The sequence below is a fragment of the Wolbachia endosymbiont of Rhagoletis indifferens genome (assembly GCF_048537595.1).
In the GTDB taxonomy this organism is placed as follows: Bacteria; Pseudomonadota; Alphaproteobacteria; order Rickettsiales; family Anaplasmataceae; genus Wolbachia.
In genome coordinates this window covers 414228-433868 of sequence record NZ_CP175923.1, presented here as the reverse complement: position 1 = coordinate 433868, position 19641 = coordinate 414228, and the positions used below count along the sequence as shown (strand labels likewise).

Sequence of the window (19641 nt, the reverse complement as noted above, 5' to 3'; positions counted from 1 at the left end):
GTTCTTCGCCGCCTCGTGGTTAAATTTGGAATTTTAGAAAGAGTTACGTATTATTTAAAATTCTTGTATACTATTTTGAATCAGTTAAATAGATAATGAAGTGCAGGACGCAGTTTTAATTTTACAAGATGGCAAGTGCTTTTGGGGAAAATCAGTAGGTAAAAAAGGCAAGTGCATAGGTGAGGTCTGTTTTACCACTGGTATGACCGGTTATCAGCATACTATAACTGATCCTTCTTTTGCTGATCAAATTATAACGTTCACTTTTCCTCATATTGGTAACATTGGAATAAACCATAAAGATAATGAAGGAAAGAAAATTTTTGCAAGTGGTGTGGTTATGCGTGAACTTTCTTCTATGTCCCACCCTTCTTCATATATCAGTTTAAATGATTGGTTAGAGAAAAATAACGTGATTGGGATATCAGGAGTTGATACTAGAGCTTTAACGAGACATTTGAGAGAACATGGATCTCAAAATGGAATGATATGCCCGTCAAGCGAGACGTATGTGTTGGATGAATTGAAGAAATACAAACCTGTAAATGGGATGGAAATAACCAATAAAGTTAGCTTGCATAGTAATTTTAAAAGTGACCTTAATGCAAAATATAGGGTTGTAATCGTTGATTTTGGCGTAAAAATCAGTATAGTTTCACGCTTAATAGAACTTGGTTGTACAGTTGAATTAATCAGACCAAGCACAGGTTTTGCTCAAAAAGTGTTGAGTATGAATCCAGATGGTATAGTGCTTTCAAATGGTCCTGGTGATCCGCAAGAAATAGGAGAAAGTGTAGTTTCAGAAATAGACATTATTATAAAATCTAAAATACCAATTTTTGGCATATGCATGGGCCATCAATTACTTGCGATTACTTTGGGGGCAAAGACCATCAAGATGGATATTGGTCACCGAGGGAGTAACCATCCAGTTTATGATGTAAGTAGTGGAAAAGTTGAGATCACTAGCCAAAATCATGGTTTCGTTGTTGATTCAGCTTCTCTTCCAAGTAATGTTGAAATTACTCACATTTCTCTATTTGATAATAGTGTAGAGGGAATAATGATGAAGGATTACCTAGTCTTTTCTGTGCAATACCATCCAGAAGAAGCGCCAGGTACGCATGATTCGCATTATTTGTTTAGACGTTTTATTGGCAATATTGTGTTGTATAAAATGAAATCTGCATGATTTTAATCAGGGTGGGTTTTATTGCTTGATTTTTTAATTTTAGGTGTTTAGTATTAAATACAATAAAAGCTTGAGTTAAGGTACTAAAATAGCGTTCTCTTAACAAATTTTTGTGGAGGAGTGACCGAGTGGTTAAAGGTAACAGACTGTAAATCTGTCCGCATTGCGTACGTAGGTTCGAATCCTACCTCCTCCATTGTGCGGGTATAGCTCAATGGTAGAGCTCTAGCCTTCCAAGCTAGTGACGTGGGTTCGATTCCCACTATCCGCTCTTTTTTTTGTTGTATTTTTATAAAATCAACATATTATTTATTGATGTATTTGTATTTTAGGTAGAAAAGTTTAAATTATGACAGCAGTAGTGGAAGCATTTGGAAAGCCGCATGTAAATGTGGGAACAATAGGACATGTGGATCATGGGAAGACAACGTTAACAGCGGCGATAACAAAGCATTATGGAAATTTTGTAGCGTACGATCAGATAGATAAAGCGCCAGAAGAAAGGAAGAGGGGGATAACGATAGCAACAGCGCATGTTGAGTATCAGACGGAAAAAAGGCATTATGCACACGTTGATTGTCCTGGACATGCTGACTATGTAAAGAATATGATAGTAGGTGCAGCACAGATGGATGCAGCGATATTGGTAGTGTCGGGAGTTGATGGGCCAATGCCACAAACGAGAGAGCATATATTGCTGGCGAAGCAGGTGGGTGTTGGATATATCGTGGTGTATATAAATAAAGCTGATATTGCTGATGCTGATATGATAGATTTAGTAGAAATGGAAGTGAGGGAATTGCTGAGTAAATACGGATTTCCAGGGGATGAAGTGCCTGTGGTAGTTGGGTCAGCACTCAAGGCGCTGGAGGATGACAGCGGCGAATATGGAAAGAAATCAATAGACAAATTGATGGAAAAGTTAGATGAATATGTGGCGGTTCCACCAAGGCCTGTGGATTTACCATTTTTATTGCCAATCGAAGATGTATTTTCGATATCGGGGCGAGGGACGGTGGTAACAGGAAGAATAGAGAAGGGAGAGATAAAGACGGGAGAAGAGATAGAGATAATAGGTCTGAAGGAGACGCAAAAGACGATATGCACAGGTGTAGAAATGTTTAAGAAGTTGCTGGATAAGGGAAGTGCAGGACTCAATGTAGGAATATTGTTAAGAGGAACAAAAAGAGAAGAAGTGGAGAGAGGGCAAGTATTAGCAAAACCGGGGACGATAACGCCGCATAGAAAGTTTAAGGCGGAGGTTTATATATTAAAGAAAGAGGAAGGAGGAAGGCATACACCATTTTTTGCGAATTACCAGCCACAGTTTTATTTAAGGACAACGGATGTAACTGGGAGCATAAAATTGCTAGATGGGAAGGAGATGGTAATGCCAGGAGATAATGTGAGTGTAGAAGTAGAATTGCAAGTACCGATAGCAATGGATAAGGGATTGCGTTTTGCGATAAGAGAAGGCGGTAGAACTGTTGGTTCTGGTGTTGTTTCTGAGATTTTGGAGTGAGTGTAGTAACTAAGATGAAGCAAGATATATATATTAACATTAAGGCTTTCGATTGTTCTTTATTGGAGGAGTGTGTTCGAAAATTTGTTGATGAATTAAAGCGGTCCAGTGCAAAATTATCTGGTCCGATTGCGTTGCCAAGAAAAGATTCTAAATTTATTGTTAATAGATCTCCTCATGTTGATAAAAAATCTCGTGAACAGTTTGAAATAAGAACTTCTAGGCGTTTGATTGTTTTACATGATCTTACTCCTACTATGATGCAGATGCTTACAGGTTTATCTTTTTCTGCTGGCGTAGAAGTGGATTTAAAAGTCAAGGAAGTTAAGGTTTAGGAGAAGGAAATGAAGAGAATAAATTCGCTGAGGAGAATTGGTTTACTAATGATGAATATTGGTCATACTGCTATGTATTCTGACAATAGTCGCATGGCTGTAACTTTATTGCATCTCAGCGAAACTTATATTATTGATATAAAAGGACAAGATAAATGTGGCTATAATTCAGTCATTTTAGGCACAGGAGATTTTAAAAATATAGCAAAACCTCAGTTGGAATATTTAAAGAAAAAGGGTATAAATAATAAATGTAAGTTATACGAAAGTAGATTAAATGACCTGTCGGGAATAGAATGTGGTAAAAAAGTGGGAATCAATCATTTTGTGGTTGGTCAATATCTTGATATTACGGGTTATTCTATAGGTAAAGGATTTGCTGGTGTGATGAAGCGGCATAACTTCAGTGGGCTTAGGGCATCTCATGGTGTTTCTATTGCTCACAGATCACAAGGTTCTACTGGTCAATGTCAGGATCCTGGTAGAGTATTTAAAGGAAAGAAAATGGCTGGTCATTTAGGTAACAGCAGAATAACTGCACAAAATATGAAGATATTATCCATTGATCATGAAAATAGTATAATTGCTGTGAAGGGTAATAATGTTCCTGGGTTTAAAAATTCCTATGTTTTTGTAAGAGATGCAGTTAAAAAATCTTTACATAAAGATGTTCCTTTTCCGATAGGTCTACTGTTAGATGTAAATGATGATGCTAGTAATTTGGTAAGTTAGTTATGGAATGTAATTTAGTTAATCTATCTAATAATAATGTAGGTACTGCTCAGCTCAATCCTTTGATATTTTCTGCTAAGCAAAAATTGAGTATTTTGCATGATATAGTGAGATGGCAATTAGCGAAGAGAAGAGCTGGTACTCATAAAACAAAAGGTATCAGTGATGTCTCTGGTACAACAGCTAAACCTTATGGTCAAAAACGTACCGGTAGGGCAAGACAAGGGAGCTTGCGATCTCCTCAATTTAGAGGTGGTGGGATTATTTTCGGCCCTGTTGTGAGGAGTCATAGTTATTCTCTTAATAAGAAGGTACGCAAATTTGGTTTAAAAATTGCTTTATCTCTAAAGTATTTAAATAATCAAGTGATTATTCTGGATAATTTAAATATTGATGTGAAGAAAACGTCTGAAATGTGTAAATGTATTAAAAATTTTAAATTTTCTTCCTTTTTGATAGTTGGTGATTATGGAGATGATTTGTTGCGTGCTGTTAGAAACTTGCATTATGTAGACTTAATCAAACCTATTGGGTTAAATGTCTTTGATATATTGAATCACGAATGCGTGATGTTGACAAAGGATACTTTAAAGCATCTTGAAGGTAGATTGTTATGATCAAATATAATGATATAATAAAATCTCCTATAATTACAGAAAAGGCCTCTTTTTTGAGGGAGAAGTTTAATAAATATTCTTTGTATGTTTTTGTAAATGTAAATAAGCGTCAAATAAAGTTGGCAATAGAGTCTCTATTTGATGTTAAAATTTCTTCTATAAATGTTGTTAGAATTAAGCCTAAATATAGGCGTTTCAGGGGTGTGATTGGTTGTGAAAAACAGAAAAAGAAAGTTTATTTTTCTTTGATAGATGGTCAAAAATTAGATATAATGAGCGTTTAATATGGGTATGAAATTTTTTAATCCTGTTACTCCGTCTTCTCGTGGGACTGTGTTAGTAAGTAAAGTTGGTTTATCAAAAGATGAGCCAGAAAAGTCTCTTACATCCGGTAAAAAGTCCAGTGGTGGAAGAAATAATTATGGTAGAATTACAACTCGTCATAGGGGTGGTGGTCACAAAAAGAAGTATAGAGTTATAGATTTTAAGCGTAATAGAAGTGGTCAGGGTATAGTTGAAAAAATAGAGTATGATCCAAATAGAAGTGGGTTTTTAGCGTTAATATCATATAAGGAAGATGATATTAAGTCTTATATATTAGCTCCTCAAGGTATGAAGCCTGGTGATGTTGTTACAGCTGGAAATGATGCTGATATTTTACCAGGGAATTGTTTGCTACTCAAGTATATACCTGTTGGTTCTTTCGTTCATAATGTTGAGCTGAAACCAGGTAATGGTGCTGCGATTGCTAGAGCTGCTGGTTGTTATGCGCAAATCGTTGGTCGTGATGGCCAATATGTTTTATTACGACTCAGGTCTGGTCAAATTAGGTTGATTTTATCTTCTTGCAAGGCTACTATTGGTGTAGTATCTAACCCTGACCATAAGAATAGAAAGCTGGGTAAAGCTGGAAGAAGTAGGTGGCTTGGAATTAGACCTACTGTGCGTGGGGTTGCGATGAATCCGGTTGACCATCCTCATGGAGGTGGGGAAGGAAAAACCTCTGGTGGTCGTCATCCTGTTACTCCTTGGGGTGTTGCAACAAAAGGAAAGAAAACTCGGAGGAAAAATAAATCTAGTGATAAGTATATAAAACAATTGAAAGGTTAGTTTATGAGTAGATCTGCGTGGAAGCCTCCTTTTTGTCATCCTTCTATATTAAAGTCGGTGAATAATGCTTTAAACAAGGGGTTTGTTAACATGGCTATAAAAGTTCATTCCAGGGCTTCTGTAATTCTTCCTAATTGTTTAGGTTTAAAGTTTGCTGTTTATAATGGTAAGGATTACATTCCTGTTAATGTTAATGATCAGAATATGATAGGTCATAAATTTGGTGAATTTTCGCCCACTCGTAAATTTACTGGGCATAGTGGTGATAAAAAGGCGACAAGAAGGTAATTGATATGAAAAACAGAGATGTAATAGTTAAAGCTGGTTCTAGGGTTTTAAAATCAACTCCTCGTAAATTGAATTTGGTTGCTGGTTTAGTACGTAATAAAAAAGTTTCTTTTGCCACTGTGCAATTAAGATTTTGTGAAAAGAAAGCTGCGGGTCTTATAAGGAAGGTATTAAATTCTGCGATTGCTAATGCTCAATATAATTATGGATTGGATATCGATAATTTATATATAAAAGAAATTTTAATAGGTAAGTCTCTTACTTTGCGTAGGGTATGTCCAAAAGCTATGGGTAGAGCTAATAGAGTTAGTAAACGTTATAGTAATATAACTGTAAAATTGGGGGAAATTATATGATTCATAAAAATAGAAAATTAATAAGGAAAGTGCAAAAGTATGGGAAACGTTAATCCTAAAGGATTTAGGTTAAAAATAATTAATACTTGGTCATCTATTTGGTATGCTGAGAAGGGTTATAAACAAGGGTTGCATCAAGATTTATCTATTCGCAGTTATATAAATGAATCTTTTAAGCATGCTGGTGTTTCTAAAGTAATTATAGAGCGTACGATCGATTTGGTGTCTGTAATAATACATTCTTCTAGACCTGGAGTGATAATAGGTAAGAAAGGCTCAGATATTGAGAAGATAAAGCAAAAAATAGCTGAAAAAGTAAAAAATAATGTAGAAGTGAATGTAGTAGGGGTTAAAAGGTCTGAAATAGATGCAGTTTTAATATCAAGCAGCATTGCACAACAGTTAGAAAAAAGGGTTTCATTTAGAAGAGCGATGAAAAAAGCTATTCAAAGTTGTTTGAGGATGGGTGCTAGAGGTATTAAAGTAAGTTGTTCTGGGCGCCTTGGCGGAGCTGAGATAGCTCGTACTGAATGGTATAAAGAAGGTCGTTTGCCTTTGCATACTTTACGTGCTAATATAGATTATGCTTTTTGTGAAGCAAAAACTATATATGGCATCATAGGAGTTAAGGTCTGGGTTTATATTGGTAACTAATTAGGTATATTGAAATGTTTGTTCCCAAAAAAAGTAAATATAAAAAAGTATTTAAAGGACGAATTAAGGGTAACACGAAAGGTGGTAGTACGCTATCTTTTGGAGATTATGGTCTAAAGGCTATGGAAGCTGGTAGGGTTCAGTCTAAGCATATTGAAACTGCAAGGCGTGTAATATCTAGAACATTAAAACGCTCTGGTAAAGTGTGGATAAGAATTTTTCCTGATACCCCTGTTAGTAAAAAGCCGGCAGATGTGCGTATGGGTAAAGGGAAAGGTAGTGTTGAATTTTGGGTATTTAAAGCTAAGCCCGGTAGAATGTTGTTTGAAATTAGCAGTGATGTTCCCATGCATTTAGCAAAATTGGCGCTTGAAAAGGCAACCGCTAAGCTTCCTATGAAGTGTAAATTTGTATCTAATCATAATTAAATGGAGTTGCAATGGATATAGCTGACATTAGGTCAAAATCCTCACAAGAATTGCATGAAATTCTTGTAAATTTGAGAAAAGAGTTTGTTAATTTGGTTTTTCAAAAAAAGTTAGGCCAGTGCAACAATATTTCGCGTTTTGGTTTGATAAAAAAGAGCATAGCTCGTATTCTAACTGCATTAAATGAAAGAAAAGGAGAGGAAAAGAATGCCTAAGAAGGTTTTTTGTGGTACTGTAATTAAGACTAAATGTGATAAAACTGTAAAGGTTTCGGTATTACAAGTGTATAAGGATGAGCTGTATAAAAAGGTTATAAAAAAATACAAGAAGTATACAGCACATGATGAGAATAATAGTTGTAAAGAAGGGGACAAGGTTTTAATACAAGAACACAAGCCTATTTCTATTACTAAAAAATGGGTTGTTGTTAATAGCTCACATTGAATAGGATATTTATATGATTCAAAAAAATACATTGTTGGAAGTAGCTGATAATTCTGGTGCGCGTGCAGTGCTTTGTATTGGTTTATTGGGTGGTAGAAAGTCTGCATCTATAGGTGACACAGTTATTGTATCTACTAAATCTATTACTCCAAGAGGGAAGGTTGAGAAGGGAAAAGTATATAGAGCAGTTGTGGTGAGGGTGAAAAGCCCTATTAGAAAATCTGATGGTTCTGTAATTCGTTTTTCTAGCAATGCTGTAGTTTTGATTAACGATCAAGGTGAACCACTTGGCACTCGGGTATTTGGTCCGGTAAAAAAGTTATCATCTGGTTCTTTTATGAAGATAATGTCATTAGCTGTTGAGGTTTTATAATGAGTGCTAAAATAAAAAGTGGTGACGACGTTATAGTTTTAACTGGTAGAGATAAGGGAAAAATTGGTAAAGTGATTAAAGTTGTGGCATGTGATGCTAAAAGAAAGGTAATTGTTTCTGGGGTAAATGTACATAAGAGACACACTAAACCAAAAGCTGGTAGTAGTGGTGGTATATTAAATAAAGAGTCAGCTATTGATATATCCAACGTTGCAACATTGGACCCTAAATATAAAACTCCAACTAGAGTGGGGTTTAAGGTTATAGACGGTAGAAAAGTGCGTTTTGCAAAAGTTTCTGGAGAAGTGATAGATTAGGTTGATATGTTTAAAGAATTGTATAAAGATAGCATAGTAAAGTCCTTAAAGGATAAGTTTAATTACGGCAATATAATGCAAGTGCCTAAACTTGTCAAGGTGTGTATCAATATGGGCGTTGGAGATGCTGCTACAGATAGTAAAGCAATAAATGAACCACTTGATAGCCTATATTTGATTGCTGGGCAGAAGCCTTTATCAACTTTTGCAAAAAAATCTATTTCTGGCTTCAAGATCAGAAAAGGTGCTACAGTAGGTTGCAAAGTAACTTTGCGTAGAGATAAAATGTATGAGTTTTTAGAAAGATTGATATATATTGCTTTGCCAAGGGAAAAAGATTTTAGAGGATTTAGTGTGAAGCAATTTGACGGTAATGGTAATTTTTCCTTTGGTATAAAGGAACATATCTCGTTTTTAGAAATAGACTATGATAAAATAAGTAAAATTAGAGGTATGGATATTAATATTATAACAAGTGCAGTTAGTGATAAGGAAGCAAAGGAATTATTACTGGCTCTTAAATTTCCTTTTTTTGATTAATTGAGAGGAGAAATATATGGCAAAAAAATCTATGATAGAAAGAAATCTTCGCAGAATAAAGCTGTGCGATCAATATAAAGAAAAAAGAGAAAAATTGAAATCTATAATAAATGATAAGAATTTGTCTATTGTAGAAAGGTTTACAGCTCAAAATAAATTAATTAAAAAATTGCCTAGAAATTCTTCTAAAACCAAAATTAGAAATAGGTGTGCTTTAACTGGGAGACCAAGAGGAGTATATAGAAAATTTGGTTTATGTAGAATTGTTTTGCGTGATTTATGTTCTTTTGGGCAAGTTCCAGGAGTTACAAAGTCTAGTTGGTGAATATAATATAAGGAGTATATTGTGGCGTTATCTGATAGTATTGGTGATTTTTTAACAAGGATACGTAATGCTCAATTAGCAATGCATAGAACAACAAGAGTGTTGTTTTCTAAAGTGAATTCTTCTATACTGAAGATTTTAAAAGATGAAGGGTATATCCTTGATTATGAAAAGCAAGTTGTAGATAATTTACCTTCTTTCATTGTAAAATTGAAGTATTATGAGAAGTCACCTGTAATTAGTGACATAGTTAGGGTGTCAAAGCCTGGTTGTCGTCGTTATTCTAAGTATAAGGACATTTCTAAAGCATATAATGGTCTTGGTGTTTTTATTATATCGACACCCAAAGGAGTGATGACTGATTATAATGCACATAAGTTAAAGGTTGGTGGAGAAGTTTTGTGTCGTGTGTTTTAAATAATAGGAGAAATTCATGTCTCGTATAGGTGCTGCTCCTATCAATATTCCTGCTGGTGTTTCAGTTGAATATAATAATGGTAGTGTGTTAATAAAGAGCGCTAAGGCTGAAAAAGAAGTTAGCTTAATCAGTGATGTTGTGTGCCGGATTGTTGATAATCAGCTATTGCTTTCTGTTGATCAAGATAAAGATGATTATGATGAAATAAAGCCTATGTGGGGCACTTATAGGAGTAATATTAATAATATCATTAACGGCATGATTGATGGTTTTTCTGTTAATCTTGAGATTAACGGTGTTGGATATAAGGCAGAGTGTGATGGTAAGTATTTGACTTTGTATCTTGGTTATAGCCATAATGTTAAATATAAAGTGCCTAAAGATGTTGAGATTAAGTGTATAAAGCCAACTCACTTAGTAGTTAGTGGTATGGATAAGCAGAAGGTCTATATGGTGGCGTCTGATATATGCAAAATTAGAAAATATGATCCTTATAAAGGTAAGGGTGTTGTAATAAAGGGTAAATTTATGTTGCGTAAAGTTGTAAGTAAAAAGAAGTAATTAAGATGAGAAGGTTATATAATTTTTTAAGTAATGCTGAAAAAAGGAAGTTGCGTAATAGAGCGAAGCTTGACAAGAGCGCTGAACGTTTGCGTATATCCATATTTAAATCTAATAGGCATTTTTATGTCCAGTTAATTAATGATGTAAAAGGAGTAACTCTCACTTCAGCTTCTACTTTGGATGCTAAAATTAAGGATGTATGTAAAGGGAAAGTCAACGCTGAAACTATAAAACAGGTTTCTTCTTTAATGATTGAGCGCTTATCTGGTCTGAAATTAGAACAAGAGCTAGTGTTTGATCGTGGAGCGTATAAATATACAGGATTAGTTTCTCAATTTGCTGAGGCTTTAAGAAGTTCTGGATTTGAATTTTAGAAGGGTTTGAATATGGCTATAAAGAATTTACAAAATAATAATGATTTATCAGAGCTTTTAGTTTCGGTACGAAGAGTAACAACGGTTACCAAAGGTGGTAGAAGATTTTCATTTTCAATTTTGGTTGTTGTTGGCGATGAGAAGGGTAGGGTAGGATGTGGAATAGGTAAGCACGCAGAAGTTGCTGAAGCAAGAGTCAAAGCTGTAAATGCTGCAAAGAAATCGATGATTAGAGTGTACTTGCGTGAAGGTAGAACTTTGCATCATGATATTAAAGCTAAATTTTGTTCTGGTGAGATAGTTTTAAGAACCGCAAGAGCCGGAACAGGTATTATTGCTGGTGGAGCGGTTAGGTCAGTTTTTGAGGTGTTAGGTATAAAGGATGTGGTAGCTAAATCTACTAGATCAAATAATCCTCATAACGTTATATGTGCGGTGTTTAAGGCTTTTGATAGTATGTTGTCTCCTCGTCAGGTGGCAAGCAAAAGAGGCAAAAAGATTAGCGAGATAGTTGGAAACAGGTAAAGTATGAATAATGCTGTAAAATTAAACTCTATATTTACTAAATTATCTAAGAAAAAGAAGCCTAAGTTGCTGGGTAGAGGTATCGGTTGTGGTAAAGGTAAAACATCCGGTAGAGGGCATAAAGGGCAAAAGGCTAGAAGTGGAGTTTCCATAAATGGTTTTGAGGGTGGACAACAGTCTATATATACTCGTTTGCCTAAAAGAGGTTTTAAGCCTATACGTAGGAACATATACTCTATAATTAATGTTGGCGATATACAGCGCTTAATGGAAGCTAAAAAAATAGTGAAAGACTCTGTTATAGATAAGGAGAGGCTGTATAAATTAGGTTTTATAAAGTCTATTAAGAATAAAATTAAACTTCTTAATAAAGGTAAGTTGAGCGAAAAATTTGTGTTTCATGTTGATTTTGCGTCAGAAGCTGCAAAAAAATCTGTAGCTTCAGTTGGTGGTAGTGTGGAAATACTATCGTAAATCATGGGCAATAAATCCGCATTTAATAGCTTGGATCCTACGTTGTTATATAAAGGCGATTTATTAAAACGTATATTTTTTACGCTAATAGCTTTAATTTGCTATCGCTTGGGTACTTATGTGCCTATCCCTGGAATTAATCTTGATGTAATTAATGATATATTTCCCAAAGAGGGCTCAGGCGTTTTTGGAGTATTTAATTTATTTTCTGGTGGTGCATTGGCTAGAATGACAATTCTAGCATTGAACGTTATGCCATATATAATGGCTTCTATCATTATTCAGTTGCTTTCTTCTGCGATTAAAGGAATGAAGGAAGTTAAGAATGATGGAGAGTCAGGCCGTAGAAAGATGAATTCTTATATACGCTACCTGACCATAGTAATTTGTGTATTTCAATCAATTCCAATTTTGGTTGGATTGGAAGGGATGAATAGGGAAGGGGTATTGGTTGTAATCGAACCTGGTGTTATGTTTCGTACAATAGGTGTTTTTAGCCTTTTAGGTGGAACTATGCTTTTAATATGGCTTGGTGAACGAATCAGCGCTAGCGGTATAGGCAATGGTATCTCATTAATCATTTTCACGGGCATAATATCAGAGTTACACAGCGCTTTGTCATCTTTGTTAACGTTAAATAAAAACGGTAGCGTATCGTTATTTATTATCCTTTTTGTTTTGATATTGTTTTTTTTACTGCTACTCTTAGTCATTTTTGTAGAGTCTTCTTATAGAAAGGTTATTGTTCAACATCCTAAAAAGCAATTTAAAAGATTACATAATGACGATTTTACTTATATTCCATTGAAGATTAATTTATCTGGTGTAGTACCAACCATTTTTGCTAATGCAATTTTATTGACACCTATTTCAATTGCAAATTTCTATAAGGGGCACGCTTTTTCCGATTTTATTTTGAATTACTTTATGGCAAATAAAGTAGTATATATTGTAGCCTATTTGGTGCTGATAGTATTTTTTAATTTTTTCTATACCAATTTTATATTTAATCCAGAGGAAAACGCAGATTTTCTTAAAAAAAATGGTGGTTTTATACCTGGTAGAAGGCCTGGGAAACATACTTCTGATTACCTTCAAGATATAGTTTTTAAGTTGACATTCATTGGCTCTGCGTATTTGGTAGTTATATGTACCGTACCTGAAGTTATGAGATATTATTATGATATACCATTTATTTTTGGTGGAACGAGCTTGCTGATTATAGTGAACGTTATTACTGATACTATTGTGCAAATACAATCTTATATTTTTTCGAATAGGTACGACAGCTGGATAAAGAAATATGAGTCTAAAACGAGGAAAGTAAGATGATCATTACGATTTTTGGTCCTCCAGGTTCTGGTAAAGGTACTCAGTCAAGCTTGTTAATAGCAAAATATAATTTAAAATTAATTTCAGTAGGGGATTTATTAAGGAATATTATATCTAGCAGTAGTGAGTTAGGTGAAAAAATAAAGGGTACCGTAGAATCTGGTAATTTAATTCAAGATGAAATTATATGTGGATTATTGCGTGACCAGCTTGCATCAATGGATGGTAATTGCTTGTTAGACGGGTTTCCGAGAAATTTAAACCAAGCTCATTTCTTGACTCAAATTTTGCAGGAGAAATATAGTACAGATGTTGATATTGTAATTGAGCTGCAGCTTGACGATAATATTGCAATCGATAGATTAAAAAATCGTCTTGCGTGTTTGGACTGTAAAAGTATATATAGTATATCTTCTTTTAAGAGTACTACTTGTGCTAAGTGTAAAAGTACGAAGTTAGAGAAAAGAATTGATGATGCTGATATGTCTGCAATTAATAAGAGAATAAGTGAATATCACCTTCAAATGAAAGGTTTACGCGAGTATTATAAAGGCAAATTATTAACAATTGACGCTAATTTGAGTGTTGATGAGGTAACGCAAGAGATTGAAAGTAAAATTTCTTGTAATTTGGTTTGACTCTGAGTTGTTTTATGGTATAAATTAAGAGTTGTTATTAATAAAGTATCGAGGTACCAGTGGCACGTATTGCAGGCATAAATATTCCAGTGAGGAAATGTGTTCCTTTTGCATTAACTTATATATATGGTATAGGTATTGCTACTGCGAATGTAATTTGTCACGCTTGCGAAGTTGATAAGCGCAAACGTGTTTCAGAATTACGAGATGAAGATATAGAAAAGATCAGCAGTTTCATTAGACAAAATTATGTTATAGAAGGTGAGCTCAGAAAAGAAGTGGCTATGAACATAAAATCTTTAGTGGAAATGGGATGCTATAGAGGAGTGAGACATAGAAAAGGTTTACCTGTGAGAGGGCAAAGGACTCATACTAATGCTAAGACTCGTAAAGGTAGATCTCGGTTGCCTATTGCTGGGAAAAAATAAAATTTATTATTATTGTGAGTTTTAATGAAAAAAGTCAAAACGGTTGGTAAGAGTACAAAAGAGTTTATTACTGGTGTTGTTCATATTCGTGCAACTTTTAATAATACTTTTGTAAATGTAACTGATGTTCATGGTAATACGCTATGTCAAACTTCTGTGGGTGCATGTGGTTTTTCAGGTTCGAGAAAATCCACACCTTATGCTGCAGGTAAGGCTGCGGAGGCTGCTGCGAAGAAGGCAATGGAGAGATTTGGTATGAAGGTTGTCTCTGTAATAATTCGTGGTCCTGGCTTTGGTACCGAAGCTGCGGTTAAAGCACTTCAGAGCTGTGGGTTGACTGTGACTTCAATTGCAGATAAAACCGCAATTCCTCATAATGGGTGCAGGTTAAGAAAAAAAAGAAGAGTATAGGATATTTGAAAAGGTTGTTTTATGTATTATAATAATGATGTTTCTCTCTGTAGCAATTTAGATAAATTGATTAAACCTAGTTCAGTTAAGGTAATATCAGATGATTCCAGTGAAAAAAGTGATATAGTGCTAGAACCGTTGGAAAGTGGTTTTGCTTTAACATTAGGTAATGCATTAAGACGTGTAATGTTATCTTCTCTTAAAGGTAGTGCTGTTTATGGAATAAAAATTGAAGGTGTAACTCATGAGTTTACTTCAGTTCAAGGGGTGAGAGAAGACGTAACTGATATAGTATTAAATATGGGCATGTTGAGGTGTAAATTAAATGGTGCTTCTAATAAATGCTTAAATTTAAACGCTAAAGGGCCTTGCCAGGTATTAGCTGGGATGATAGAAACTGATGATCAATGCTCTATTGTTAATAAAGATTTATTAATATGTACGCTGGGGCAAAATGTAGAGCTTAACATGACCATATATGTGGCTAGCGGAAAAGGTTATCTTCCTGTAATTAAGTATAAAGAAAATGAACTTTTGAAGCTTATGAGTGAACAGGATTTAATTGGATTTATTCCAGTTAATGCTTTGTATAGCCCTGTCAACAGGGTTTCGTACAGGGTAGAGAACAGTCGTGTTGGCCAAGTGACTGATAAGGATAAGCTGATATTGTCAATTGAAACTGATGGTACAATCTCTCCGAGTCAAGCTGTTGACTCTGCTGCAAGAATATTGCAGGAGCAACTTCAGCCCTTTATTAGTTCTGATGTAAGTTATAAAAAATCGCAGGTTTCTTCGTCTAGTGGTGCTAAAGATTTGGGTTATGACCCTGTCTTATTGCGTAAGGTAGATGAAATGGAATTATCTGTCAGATCTCATAACTGTCTGAAAAACGAAAATATCACTTATATAGGTGATCTTGTGCAAAAGACAGAAGGTGAAATGTTAAGAACTGCTAATTTTGGCAGAAAGTCTTTGAATGAGATTAAGGCAGTTTTGGCTAATTTTGGCTTGTCTTTGGGTATGAATGTGCTAAATTGGCCGCCTAAGGATATAGATGAGTTGGCTAAACAACATACTGATGAAGATTAGGTGATATATGAAACATGGAATAAAAAAACGTAAACTATCTCGTTGCACTGAACATAGATTATCGACGTTAAAGAATCTATCTATCTCATTAATTAACCATGAGCAGATTGTAACTACTTTACCAAAAGCTAAGGAACTTCGTCCATATGTCGAAAAGTTTATTACAATTGCTAAGAATAAGAATACTTTACATGGTAGAAGACTTTTGCTTTCACGCCTTCATAATAGTAAGTTAGCAGTTGATAAGTTATTAAACGTCTTAGCCAGCCGTTATCAAGATCGTAAAGGTGGGTATTCTAGAATAATAAAATTTAGCACTCGAAAGGGTGATTGCGCTTCAATGGCAGTGATAGAACTGGTTGATAGGGATATTGCAGCAAGAGGTAAGGTTTATAGTAAAAATAAAGAAGGAGGCAAAGTAGTTACACAAAGTTAATTGTTATCATAATTGTTCTTCTTATGGTAAGTAGGTTACGCTACTTTGTAGGTTACTTTGGCGAGTTATTAGTTTTAGTATATTTAAAACTGAAATGGTATAATGTTATAAAACGCCGTTACCGTTGTAAGTTCGGTGAAATTGACTTAATTGTATCTAAAAAAAAGGAGCTGATTTTTATAGAAGTTAAAACAAGTTTACTTGGAAAAGAAATACCGATATCTCATCTTCAATGTCATTCTATTATAAATTCTTCTAAGTATTTCTTAAGTAAAAACCTTAGTTTTTTAGATTATTCAGTCAGATATGATTTATATTTTCTTTCCTTAAAGAGAAGACCTGTTTATATAAAAAATGCTTGGATTGAAGAATGAAAGATTTGTAGCTGAATTAATTTAGATTTACTGGATTTAATATGAAAAAGACCCAATACAATAATTTAGTTTCATCTTACGCTAGAGTGCTGTTTCATGTCTCAGGAAGCAGGTTAGGTATTATAAGGAAAGAAGTAGAATTTTTGTTGGCTTTTTTTAAGGATCAACGTGATGTTTTTGTGTACCTATCTCATCCTATGATTTCTTTTGCACACAAAAAAGAAGTGATGCTTTCTATAAATGAGCACTTGAGTGAGAATTTAGTAAAATTTATTATGGTTATATTTGCAAATAAACGCTCTAGTTTATTGATCCTTATATTAGAAAAATTCTTAAGTCTTGCAAGAGAAAATGAAAATGAATTCGAGATTACTATAAAGTCAGCAGAAACTTTAAAGGAATCTGATATAAAAATAATTACTGAATCTTTGAGCTTTCTTGGTAAAATAATAAAAGTAAGCAATGTGGTTGACCCTTCTATACTAGGTGGCTTCGTAGTTAGGTATGGTTTTAATTTGATCGATGCTTCGCTAAAAAGTTGCTTGGATAGGTTAGTTGAATTAAGTAAAATGGAAATATTAAAAGTAAGGAATTTTGTATGAAGAACAGTATGAATGTTTCTGAGATAGCAAGTATAATAAGAGAAAAGGTTGAGACGTTTGATAATCCTATAAAGCGGGAAAATATAGGTGAAGTAATTTCAGTAACAGATGGTATCGCATTGGTTTATGGACTGGAAAAAGCAAAATTCGGTGAAAAGGTATTTTTTGCAAGCGGTGTAGAAGGAATAGTTCTTGATTTAGATCATGATACGGCTGGAATAGTTGTACTTGGTAATGACCGTGATGTGAAAGAAGGGGACGTTGTAAAATGTAGTGGTGATGTTGTGCAGGTGCCTATAGGGCATGAATTGTTAGGGAGAGTTGTAAATGCGTTGGGCCATCCTATAGACGACGGTGGGGAAATTAGAGCCAAAAACAGAATGGATATAGAATCTAAAGCGCCAGGCATTATTGATCGTAAGTCTGTGCATGAGCCACTGCAAACAGGAATTAAAATTATAGATTTGCTAATTCCAATAGGTAGAGGGCAGCGTGAATTAATTATTGGTGATAGACAAATTGGTAAAACTACTATTGCGCTTGATACTATTATCAATCAGAAAAAGATTAACGATGAGGTAAACGAAAATCAAAAAGTTTACTGTGTTTATGTTGCTATTGGACAAAAAATTTCAACAGTAGCAAAAGTGGTAAATAAGCTGAAAGAAAGCGGAGCATTAGAGTATACAACTGTAGTTGTGGCTAGTGCATCTGACTGCGCACCTATGCAATTTTTAGCACCTTATGCTGGTTGCACTATTGGGGAATTTTTCCGTGACAATGGAATGCATTGTTTGATTGTATATGATGATTTATCTAAGCATGCTGTGGCATATAGGCAGATGTCTTTATTGCTCAGACGTCCTCCTGGTCGTGAAGCTTACCCTGGAGATATATTCTATGTACATTCTCGCTTGCTTGAAAGAGCTGCTAAAATGTCTGATAAAAAAGGGCAGGGGTCTTTAACTGCTTTGCCAATTGTCGAAACTCAAGCTGGTGATGTATCTGCATATGTGCCAACAAATGTTATTTCAATTACCGATGGGCAGATCTTTCTTGAGTCTGAATTATTTTATAAAGGATTTCGACCTGCAGTAAATATAGGTTTGTCAGTTTCACGGGTTGGTTCTGCTGCACAACTAAAGTCTGTGAAGAAAGTTGCTGGTTCTATAAAGCTAAGCTTAGCTCAGTATAGAGAATTAGAAGATTTCGCAAAATTTGGTTCTGATCTTGATGCTAGTGTTCAATTATCCTTGAATAAGGGTAAATATCTTGTCGAGTTATTAAAGCAAAAACAACATTTACCTATGTCAATAGAAGAGCAAGTAGTGCTGATGTATATTTTTTCTAACCTGTATAATCAGTTAAGTAAAATACAAATAAGTTACATTAATAAATTTGAACATGATCTTATTAATTATTTTCATACTGTGCATCCTGGGGTTTTAAAAAAGTTGTCAAATGACATGAGTGATGATATAAAAGGTGATATTTTTAACATTGTGAGTAATTTCGTTACTCAATTTAATTGCGTTTAGGTGGTGATTATGGCTTCATCCATTATTAATAAATTTCCTATAACGAGTAAAGGTTTTGAGAATATGCAAGCCGAACTTGAAAAATTAAAGGAAGAAAAACCTTCTGTGATACAGGCTATTTCTGATGCTCGTGATCAAGGTGATTTGTCTGAAAACGCAGAGTATCATGCAGCACGGGAAAGGTTAGGTTTTATTGAAGGCCGTATAATGGAGATAGAAAGTAAGCTCTCACATGCGGAAGTAATAGAAGTAAAAAATTTGTCTGGTGATTCAGTAATGTTTGGTGCAACTGTGACATTAAGCATGTTAAGTGATAATAACGGTGAAGTGGAATATGTTTATAAGGTTGTAGGCGAATATGAAGCTGATGTTTCAAAGCAGTTAATATCTACTAGTTCACCACTCGGGAGTGCCTTAATCGGCAAAAAAGTCGGCGAGTATGTGGAAGTGACAGTGCCAAATGGAGAGAAATTGTATAAAATAGTTAAGATTGAATTTAAGTAAATTATTATGGTACAGGCCACTTATGCTTCAATGAGTCTACCCGGTATTTCTTCTGTGGAAGATGTATTAGAGGATGCTCGTTCCGGTAAATTATTCATTTTAGTTGATGATGAAAGTAGAGAGAATGAAGGTGATTTGGTTGTCTTAGCTGAAAAAGTAAAACCAGAACATATGGCTTTTATGGTTAGGTACGGTACTGGCATTGTGTTTTTAGCTATGACAAAGCTTCATATGAATAAACTAAATCTTGAGTTTATGAGAAGAAGTAATGTGGATGAAAAGCTTACTCCTCATACTGCATTTACTACGTCAATTGATGCGCGTTATGGCATTACAACAGGTGTTTCTGCTCATGATAGAACGCATACGATACTTACCGCTATTGATGAAAAGAGTACTAAAGATGATATTATTACTCCTGGGCATGTTTTTCCTATTATTGCAAATGATGGTGGGGTTTTAGCACGCAATGGTCATACTGAAGCAAGTGTTGAAATAGCAAAGTTAGTTGGCTTTAATCATGCAGCTGTAGGGTGTGAATTAGTGAATGATGATGGCTCTATGATGCGCTTACCTGAGCTGCTTGAATTTGCTGAACATCATAAAATTAAGTTAACCACCATCGACAAACTTATCAGTTACGTCAAAAAATCAAACTAGCGTTTATAAATTTGTATAATTTAAGTGTTAAAATATAAAAT

The 19641-nt window shown here is 34.6% G+C and carries 33 protein-coding genes and 2 tRNA genes; all 35 read left to right on the top strand.

The genetic code is table 11. The features are described 5' to 3' along the window. Positions 1-100 precede the first annotated feature (100 nt). The 35 genes from carA (at position 101) to ribB (ending at position 19600) form a co-directional block, all read left to right on the top strand. Positions 101-1192, top strand: coding sequence for a glutamine-hydrolyzing carbamoyl-phosphate synthase small subunit (gene carA / locus ACJZL1_RS02220; RefSeq protein WP_419247411.1), 1092 nt, complete (start codon positions 101-103; stop codon positions 1190-1192). A 114-nt stretch (positions 1193-1306) separates the two neighbouring features. Continuing rightward, positions 1307-1388, top strand: a tRNA-Tyr gene (locus ACJZL1_RS02215). 4 nt (positions 1389-1392) lie between these two features. Next, positions 1393-1463 (top strand) — tRNA-Gly (locus ACJZL1_RS02210). A 78-nt stretch (positions 1464-1541) separates the two neighbouring features. Next, positions 1542-2714, top strand: a complete 1173-nt coding sequence (gene tuf / locus ACJZL1_RS02205; RefSeq protein WP_419247305.1) for an elongation factor Tu — start codon at positions 1542-1544, stop codon at positions 2712-2714. A 14-nt stretch (positions 2715-2728) separates the two neighbouring features. Continuing rightward, complete coding sequence (gene rpsJ / locus ACJZL1_RS02200) at positions 2729-3049, top strand: 30S ribosomal protein S10 (RefSeq protein ID WP_065094535.1); 321 nt, start codon at positions 2729-2731, stop codon at positions 3047-3049. Between the two features lie 9 nt (positions 3050-3058). Further along, positions 3059-3781, top strand: coding sequence for a 50S ribosomal protein L3 (rplC, locus tag ACJZL1_RS02195; RefSeq protein ID WP_265035454.1), 723 nt, complete (start codon positions 3059-3061; stop codon positions 3779-3781). Between the two features lie 2 nt (positions 3782-3783). Beyond that, positions 3784-4398 carry a 50S ribosomal protein L4 gene (gene rplD / locus ACJZL1_RS02190; protein ID WP_265035456.1) on the top strand — a complete coding sequence of 205 codons (615 nt, stop codon included), beginning with the start codon at positions 3784-3786 and terminating at the stop codon, positions 4396-4398. After that, positions 4395-4682, top strand: coding sequence for a 50S ribosomal protein L23 (locus tag ACJZL1_RS02185; protein WP_265025675.1), 288 nt, complete (start codon positions 4395-4397; stop codon positions 4680-4682). Before rplD ends, ACJZL1_RS02185 begins: the two co-directional genes overlap by 4 nt. Before the next feature lies 1 nt (position 4683). Next, entirely contained in the window at positions 4684-5508 is an 825-nt protein-coding gene (gene rplB / locus ACJZL1_RS02180) for a 50S ribosomal protein L2 (protein WP_265035458.1), read from the top strand. A 3-nt stretch (positions 5509-5511) separates the two neighbouring features. After that, positions 5512-5796 (top strand): 30S ribosomal protein S19, encoded by a 285-nt coding sequence (gene rpsS / locus ACJZL1_RS02175; RefSeq protein ID WP_006279181.1) that lies wholly within the window; start codon positions 5512-5514, stop codon positions 5794-5796. Between the two features lie 5 nt (positions 5797-5801). After that, a complete protein-coding gene (gene rplV / locus ACJZL1_RS02170) occupies positions 5802-6152 on the top strand; it encodes a 50S ribosomal protein L22 (protein ID WP_164224758.1) in 351 nt (116 codons plus the stop codon). A gap of 39 nt (positions 6153-6191) precedes the next feature. Next, positions 6192-6806 carry a 30S ribosomal protein S3 gene (rpsC, locus tag ACJZL1_RS02165; RefSeq protein ID WP_265025672.1) on the top strand — a complete coding sequence of 205 codons (615 nt, stop codon included), beginning with the start codon at positions 6192-6194 and terminating at the stop codon, positions 6804-6806. 14 nt (positions 6807-6820) lie between these two features. Continuing rightward, positions 6821-7234 carry a 50S ribosomal protein L16 gene (rplP, locus tag ACJZL1_RS02160; RefSeq protein ID WP_265035460.1) on the top strand — a complete coding sequence of 138 codons (414 nt, stop codon included), beginning with the start codon at positions 6821-6823 and terminating at the stop codon, positions 7232-7234. Positions 7235-7245: 11 nt separating this feature from the next. Continuing rightward, positions 7246-7449, top strand: coding sequence for a 50S ribosomal protein L29 (rpmC, locus tag ACJZL1_RS02155; RefSeq protein ID WP_264329102.1), 204 nt, complete (start codon positions 7246-7248; stop codon positions 7447-7449). After that, positions 7442-7678, top strand: a complete 237-nt coding sequence (gene rpsQ / locus ACJZL1_RS02150; protein WP_265035462.1) for a 30S ribosomal protein S17 — start codon at positions 7442-7444, stop codon at positions 7676-7678. Before rpmC ends, rpsQ begins: the two co-directional genes overlap by 8 nt. Positions 7679-7691: 13 nt before the next feature. Next, complete coding sequence (rplN, locus tag ACJZL1_RS02145; protein WP_006279348.1) at positions 7692-8051, top strand: 50S ribosomal protein L14; 360 nt, start codon at positions 7692-7694, stop codon at positions 8049-8051. Further along, positions 8051-8368, top strand: coding sequence for a 50S ribosomal protein L24 (gene rplX / locus ACJZL1_RS02140; protein ID WP_410541784.1), 318 nt, complete (start codon positions 8051-8053; stop codon positions 8366-8368). The genes rplN and rplX overlap by 1 nt, the downstream gene beginning before the upstream one ends. Before the next feature lie 6 nt (positions 8369-8374). Next, on the top strand, positions 8375-8908 hold the full coding sequence (rplE, locus tag ACJZL1_RS02135; RefSeq protein WP_010962750.1) for a 50S ribosomal protein L5: 534 nt from the start codon (positions 8375-8377) through the stop codon (positions 8906-8908). A gap of 16 nt (positions 8909-8924) precedes the next feature. After that, positions 8925-9233 (top strand): 30S ribosomal protein S14, encoded by a 309-nt coding sequence (gene rpsN / locus ACJZL1_RS02130; RefSeq protein ID WP_265025667.1) that lies wholly within the window; start codon positions 8925-8927, stop codon positions 9231-9233. Between the two features lie 21 nt (positions 9234-9254). Then, entirely contained in the window at positions 9255-9650 is a 396-nt protein-coding gene (gene rpsH / locus ACJZL1_RS02125) for a 30S ribosomal protein S8 (RefSeq protein ID WP_353285371.1), read from the top strand. 16 nt (positions 9651-9666) lie between these two features. After that, positions 9667-10212: a 50S ribosomal protein L6 gene (gene rplF / locus ACJZL1_RS02120; RefSeq protein WP_265025664.1), complete on the top strand. Its 546-nt coding sequence runs from the start codon at positions 9667-9669 to the stop codon at positions 10210-10212. A gap of 5 nt (positions 10213-10217) precedes the next feature. Beyond that, positions 10218-10589: a 50S ribosomal protein L18 gene (gene rplR, locus ACJZL1_RS02115; RefSeq protein ID WP_265035463.1), complete on the top strand. Its 372-nt coding sequence runs from the start codon at positions 10218-10220 to the stop codon at positions 10587-10589. 12 nt (positions 10590-10601) lie between these two features. Beyond that, complete coding sequence (rpsE, locus tag ACJZL1_RS02110) at positions 10602-11114, top strand: 30S ribosomal protein S5 (protein ID WP_265035464.1); 513 nt, start codon at positions 10602-10604, stop codon at positions 11112-11114. Positions 11115-11117: 3 nt separating this feature from the next. Further along, a complete protein-coding gene (rplO, locus tag ACJZL1_RS02105; RefSeq protein WP_265025661.1) occupies positions 11118-11588 on the top strand; it encodes a 50S ribosomal protein L15 in 471 nt (156 codons plus the stop codon). A gap of 3 nt (positions 11589-11591) precedes the next feature. Next, on the top strand, positions 11592-12920 hold the full coding sequence (secY, locus tag ACJZL1_RS02100) for a preprotein translocase subunit SecY (RefSeq protein ID WP_265035465.1): 1329 nt from the start codon (positions 11592-11594) through the stop codon (positions 12918-12920). Further along, the gene (locus ACJZL1_RS02095) at positions 12917-13558 is read left to right on the top strand and encodes an adenylate kinase family protein (RefSeq protein ID WP_265025659.1); all 642 of its coding nucleotides are present in this window, start codon (positions 12917-12919) and stop codon (positions 13556-13558) included. Before secY ends, ACJZL1_RS02095 begins: the two co-directional genes overlap by 4 nt. Before the next feature lie 59 nt (positions 13559-13617). Then, positions 13618-13986, top strand: a complete 369-nt coding sequence (gene rpsM, locus ACJZL1_RS02090) for a 30S ribosomal protein S13 (protein ID WP_007550179.1) — start codon at positions 13618-13620, stop codon at positions 13984-13986. Positions 13987-14010: 24 nt separating this feature from the next. Next, positions 14011-14397 (top strand): 30S ribosomal protein S11, encoded by a 387-nt coding sequence (rpsK, locus tag ACJZL1_RS02085; RefSeq protein ID WP_265025658.1) that lies wholly within the window; start codon positions 14011-14013, stop codon positions 14395-14397. Positions 14398-14418: 21 nt separating this feature from the next. Continuing rightward, positions 14419-15486, top strand: a complete 1068-nt coding sequence (locus ACJZL1_RS02080; protein WP_265035466.1) for a DNA-directed RNA polymerase subunit alpha — start codon at positions 14419-14421, stop codon at positions 15484-15486. A gap of 7 nt (positions 15487-15493) precedes the next feature. Continuing rightward, positions 15494-15922, top strand: a complete 429-nt coding sequence (rplQ, locus tag ACJZL1_RS02075; RefSeq protein ID WP_007550873.1) for a 50S ribosomal protein L17 — start codon at positions 15494-15496, stop codon at positions 15920-15922. A 23-nt stretch (positions 15923-15945) separates the two neighbouring features. Further along, positions 15946-16296: a YraN family protein gene (locus ACJZL1_RS02070; RefSeq protein WP_265035468.1), complete on the top strand. Its 351-nt coding sequence runs from the start codon at positions 15946-15948 to the stop codon at positions 16294-16296. A gap of 41 nt (positions 16297-16337) precedes the next feature. Continuing rightward, positions 16338-16898, top strand: a complete 561-nt coding sequence (gene atpH / locus ACJZL1_RS02065) for an ATP synthase F1 subunit delta (protein ID WP_265025655.1) — start codon at positions 16338-16340, stop codon at positions 16896-16898. Next, the gene (atpA, locus tag ACJZL1_RS02060; RefSeq protein WP_265035469.1) at positions 16895-18436 is read left to right on the top strand and encodes a F0F1 ATP synthase subunit alpha; all 1542 of its coding nucleotides are present in this window, start codon (positions 16895-16897) and stop codon (positions 18434-18436) included. The genes atpH and atpA overlap by 4 nt, the downstream gene beginning before the upstream one ends. A 9-nt stretch (positions 18437-18445) precedes the next feature. Further along, a complete protein-coding gene (gene greA / locus ACJZL1_RS02055; RefSeq protein WP_265025652.1) occupies positions 18446-18940 on the top strand; it encodes a transcription elongation factor GreA in 495 nt (164 codons plus the stop codon). A gap of 6 nt (positions 18941-18946) precedes the next feature. Continuing rightward, a complete protein-coding gene (ribB, locus tag ACJZL1_RS02050) occupies positions 18947-19600 on the top strand; it encodes a 3,4-dihydroxy-2-butanone-4-phosphate synthase (protein WP_419247410.1) in 654 nt (217 codons plus the stop codon). The last annotated feature ends 41 nt before the right edge of the window (positions 19601-19641 follow it).